Origin of the sequence: uncultured Escherichia sp., assembly GCF_948475835.1 — a bacterium.
Taxonomy (GTDB): domain Bacteria; phylum Pseudomonadota; class Gammaproteobacteria; order Enterobacterales; family Enterobacteriaceae; genus ECMA0423.
Genome location: NZ_CAOLGM010000201.1, coordinates 1 through 4,791, shown reverse-complemented (window position 1 = coordinate 4,791; position 4,791 = coordinate 1). Strand labels below are relative to the sequence as shown.

Annotated in this window: 5 protein-coding genes; 4 read left to right on the top strand and 1 reads right to left on the bottom strand. The window is 44.7% G+C overall.

From position 1 onward, the window contains the following. The 4 genes from QZF50_RS22635 to wzzB form a co-directional block, all read left to right on the top strand. On the top strand, window positions 1–359 hold a 359-nt coding region (locus QZF50_RS22635; protein WP_290389003.1), incomplete at its 5' end, for an acyltransferase family protein. Between the two features lie 133 nt (window positions 360–492). Continuing rightward, window positions 493–1,899, top strand: a complete 1,407-nt coding sequence (gene gndA / locus QZF50_RS22630; protein WP_000043472.1) for an NADP-dependent phosphogluconate dehydrogenase — start codon at window positions 493–495, stop codon at window positions 1,897–1,899. Window positions 1,900–2,147: 248 nt separating this feature from the next. Continuing rightward, the gene (gene ugd / locus QZF50_RS22625) at window positions 2,148–3,314 is read left to right on the top strand and encodes a UDP-glucose 6-dehydrogenase (protein WP_000704859.1); all 1,167 of its coding nucleotides are present in this window, start codon (window positions 2,148–2,150) and stop codon (window positions 3,312–3,314) included. 145 nt (window positions 3,315–3,459) lie between these two features. After that, a complete protein-coding gene (gene wzzB, locus QZF50_RS22620) occupies window positions 3,460–4,437 on the top strand; it encodes an LPS O-antigen chain length determinant protein WzzB (protein WP_061892430.1) in 978 nt (325 codons plus the stop codon). Between the two features lie 96 nt (window positions 4,438–4,533). Here the strand turns inward: wzzB and hisE are convergent. After that, on the bottom strand, window positions 4,534–4,791 hold a 258-nt coding region (gene hisE / locus QZF50_RS22615; protein WP_290389002.1), incomplete at its 5' end, for a phosphoribosyl-ATP diphosphatase.

The following is a 4,791-nucleotide window of genomic DNA, read 5'->3' as shown; positions in this document are numbered from 1 at the left end:
CTATTATCTTTACGCTAATAAATTTTCATGTGTTTGGGAATAATCAAGCATCTTACGGTATAGGTATGAATATGGCCTTTTGTGCTATAGGATTATTTATACTTTTTCAATCTATAAAAGAGTCGGTAATCACGCGCAATATTACAAAGTTATCAAAATACACTCATGATGTATATTTAACTCATATTTTTATGATGTATTACATAAGTGCTTATATAAAGATTGCGACAACCAATGATACTTTCAATTCACTGTTAACAGTCGTTGCATCTTTTATAATGGCGCTTATATTTCCTTTTGTGATAGATAATGTTGTGATATTAAGGATGATTAATAAATTAAAATTAAGGAGTATATGAAATTTATAAATCACATTGACGGCTTTTATCTTTATTCACAAGATTAGAATCGTTTTAATGTCCGCGTTAAGCTTACGAGTATAAACTATACAGCCTTTAATATAAACTTGGCAACCCCTGACAGGAGTAAACAATGTCAAAGCAACAGATCGGCGTAGTCGGTATGGCAGTGATGGGGCGCAACCTTGCGCTCAACATCGAAAGCCGTGGTTATACCGTCTCTATTTTCAACCGTTCCCGTGAAAAGACGGAAGAAGTGATTGCCGAAAATCCAGGCAAGAAACTGGTTCCTTACTATACGGTGAAAGAGTTTGTTGAATCTCTGGAAACGCCTCGTCGCATCCTGTTAATGGTGAAAGCAGGTGCAGGCACGGATGCTGCTATTGATTCCCTCAAACCATATCTCGATAAAGGCGACATCATCATCGATGGTGGTAACACCTTCTTCCAGGACACCATTCGTCGTAACCGCGAGCTTTCTGCCGAAGGCTTTAACTTCATCGGTACCGGTGTTTCCGGCGGAGAAGAGGGGGCGTTGAAAGGTCCTTCCATTATGCCTGGTGGGCAGAAAGAAGCCTATGAACTTGTTGCGCCGATCCTGACCAAAATCGCCGCCGTTGCTGAAGATGGCGAACCGTGCGTTACCTATATTGGTGCCGATGGCGCGGGTCACTATGTGAAGATGGTTCACAACGGTATTGAATACGGTGATATGCAACTGATTGCTGAAGCCTATTCTCTCCTGAAAGGCGGCCTGAATCTTTCTAACGAAGAACTGGCACAGACCTTTACCGAGTGGAATAACGGTGAACTGAGCAGCTACCTGATCGACATCACCAAAGACATCTTCACTAAAAAAGATGAAGACGGTAACTACCTGGTTGATGTGATCCTGGATGAAGCGGCTAACAAAGGTACCGGTAAATGGACCAGCCAGAGCGCGCTGGATCTCGGCGAACCGCTGTCGCTGATTACCGAGTCTGTGTTTGCACGTTATATCTCTTCTCTGAAAGAGCAGCGTGTTGCCGCATCTAAAGTTCTCTCTGGCCCGCAAGCGCAGCCAGCTGGCGACAAAGGTGAGTTCATCGAGAAAGTTCGTCGTGCGCTGTATCTGGGTAAAATCGTTTCTTACGCTCAGGGCTTCTCTCAGCTGCGTGCGGCGTCTGAAGAGTACAACTGGGATCTGAACTACGGCGAAATCGCGAAGATTTTCCGTGCTGGCTGCATCATCCGTGCGCAGTTCCTGCAGAAAATCACCGATGCATATGCCGAAAATCCGCAGATCGCTAACCTGCTGCTGGCCCCGTACTTCAAGCAAATTGCCGATGACTACCAGCAGGCGCTGCGCGATGTCGTTGCTTATGCAGTACAGAACGGTATCCCGGTTCCGACCTTCGCCGCTGCGGTTGCCTATTACGATAGCTACCGTGCCGCTGTTCTGCCTGCGAACCTGATCCAGGCACAGCGTGACTATTTCGGTGCACATACTTATAAGCGCATTGATAAAGAAGGTGTGTTCCATACTGAATGGCTGGATTAATCTGATTTAACCAACAATAAAATTCAGGCCCGGCGTATATTACACCGGGCTTTTTTTTGCCATTTATCTTATAGACTAAATTTCACTGCTTAATATTAACTTAATAAATATCAGCTATTCTTATAAAGAAAATCTGAATTGTTTTTCGTTGCGTTGACCATCTGACAACGTAGCGTTAAAACTTTTAGCTCTTATCAGGATGCTAAAAACATCATGATTCACAGTTAAGTTAATTCTGAGAGCATGAAATGAAAATTACCATTTCCGGTACCGGCTATGTAGGCTTGTCAAACGGGCTTCTAATCGCACAAAATCATGAGGTTGTGGCATTAGATATTTTACCGTCACGCGTTGCTATGCTGAATGATCGGATATCTCCAATTGTTGATAAGGAAATTCAGCAGTTTTTGCAATCAGATAAAATACACTTTAATGCCACATTAGATAAAAATGAAGCCTACCGGGATGCTGATTATGTCATCATCGCCACTCCAACCGACTATGATCCTAAAACTAATTATTTCAATACATCCAGTGTAGAATCAGTAATTAAAGACGTAGTTGAGATAAATCCTTATGCGGTTATGGTCATCAAATCAACGGTTCCCGTTGGTTTTACCGCAGCGATGCATAAGAAATATCGTACTGAAAATATTATTTTCTCTCCGGAATTCCTCCGCGAAGGTAAAGCCCTTTACGATAATCTCCATCCTTCACGTATTGTCATCGGTGAGCGTTCAGAACGCGCAGAACGTTTTGCTGCTCTGTTACAGGAAGGCGCTATTAAGCAAAATATCCCGACCCTGTTTACCGACTCAACCGAAGCAGAAGCGATTAAACTGTTTGCAAACACCTACCTGGCGATGCGCGTGGCGTACTTTAACGAACTGGATAGCTACGCAGAAAGTTTAGGTCTGAATTCCCGTCAAATAATCGAAGGCGTTTGTCTCGACCCACGTATTGGCAACCATTACAACAATCCGTCGTTTGGTTATGGTGGTTATTGTTTGCCGAAAGATACCAAGCAGTTACTGGCGAACTATCAGTCTGTGCCGAATAACCTGATCTCGGCAATTGTCGATGCAAACCGCACGCGTAAAGATTTTATTGCCGATGCCATTTTGTCACGCAAACCGCATGTGGTAGGTATTTATCGCCTGATTATGAAGAGCGGTTCAGATAACTTCCGTGCGTCTTCTATTCAGGGGATTATGAAGCGTATCAAGGCGAAAGGTGTTGAAGTAATCATCTACGAGCCAGTGATGAAAGAAGACTCATTCTTCAACTCTCGCCTGGAACGTGATCTCGCCACCTTCAAACAACAAGCCGACGTCATTATCTCCAACCGTATGGCAGAAGAGCTTAGGGATGTGGCAGATAAGGTCTACACCCGCGATCTCTTTGGCAGCGACTAACATCTTGTTATCAGGGCTATTTACGCCCTGATTGTCTTTTGTTACTTACGCAACAATTCATTATTTTTATCACTTATCCTATAGCATTCACGAGGATTATCGCTAAACTATGCGGACTTGGAAATTTCCGTCAGTTAGGGTAATGATGAGAGTAGAAAATAATAATGTTTCTGGGCAAAACCATGACCCGGAACAGATTGATTTGATTGATTTACTAGTGCAGTTGTGGCGTGGCAAGATGACAATCATCATTTTCGTCATTGTGGCTATTGCCCTGGCTATTGGATATTTGGCAGTAGCGAAGGAGAAATGGACGTCAACAGCAATTATCACTCAGCCCGACGTGGGGCAAATTGCTGGCTATAACAATGCCATGAATGTTATCTATGGTCAGGCTGCACCGAAAGTATCGGATGTGCAGGAGACGTTAATTGGTCGCTTCAGTTTTGCCTTCTCTGCATTAGCAGAAACGCTGGATAATCAGGAAGAGCCAGAGAAACTTACCATCGAACCTTCTGTTAAGAACCAGCAATTACCATTGACTGTTTCTTATGTTGGGCAAACAGCAGAGGGCGCACAAATGAAGTTGGCCCAATACATTCAGCAAGTTGACGATAAAGTCAATCAAGAGCTAGAAAAGGATCTCAAGGACAACATTGCTCTAGGACGGAAAAACTTGCAGGATTCTCTGAAGACCCAGGAAGTGGTTGCGCAGGAGCAGAAAGATCTGCGTATCCGTCAGATTCAGGAAGCGTTGCAGTATGCGAATCAGGCGCAGGTGGCAAAGCCACAGGTTCAGCAGACTGAAGATGTGACGCAAGATACGTTGTTCCTTTTGGGGAGCGAAGCTCTGGAGTCGATGATTAAGCATGAGGCGACTCGTCCGTTAGTGTTCTCACCAAACTACTATCGGACACGTCAAAACCTGCTGGATATCGAAAACTTAAAGGTTGATGATCTTGATATTCATGCTTACCGTTATGTGATGAAACCGACGTTACCTATTCGTCGCGATAGCCCGAAAAAGGCAATTACCTTGATTCTGGCGGTGCTGCTGGGCGGCATGGTTGGCGCGGGGATTGTGTTGGGGCGTAACGCTCTGCGTAATTACAACGCGAAGTAATCTTTGCAGTTTTAAAGAAAAAGGGCAGGGTGGTGACACCTTGCCCGTTTTTTTTGCCGGATGCGACAACAATATCGCATCCGCTTACCCCACAACTCACTGATGCCGTTTACGCAGGTTCTCAATCACCGTCGTTAAATCCAGATCCTGATCCTGCAACAATACCAGCAGGTGATACATCAAATCAGATGCCTCGTTGGTCAGCTCAAAGCGGTCATGTACCGTCGCTGCCAGTGCGGTTTCCACGCCTTCTTCGCCCACTTTCTGCGCAATGCGTTTGGTGCCGCTGGCATACAGTTTGGCGGTATAGGAGGTTTCCGGGGCTGCAGATTTACGTTCGGCGAGCAGTTGTTC

Excerpts from the sequence above, each read along its gene's own strand:
- gndA (WP_000043472.1), top strand. The coding sequence starts at position 493 with ATGTCAAAGCAACAGATCGGCGTAGTCGGTATGGCAGTGATGGGGCGC.
- ugd (WP_000704859.1), top strand. The coding sequence starts at position 2,148 with ATGAAAATTACCATTTCCGGTACCGGCTATGTAGGCTTGTCAAACGGG.
- wzzB (WP_061892430.1), top strand. The coding sequence starts at position 3,460 with ATGAGAGTAGAAAATAATAATGTTTCTGGGCAAAACCATGACCCGGAA.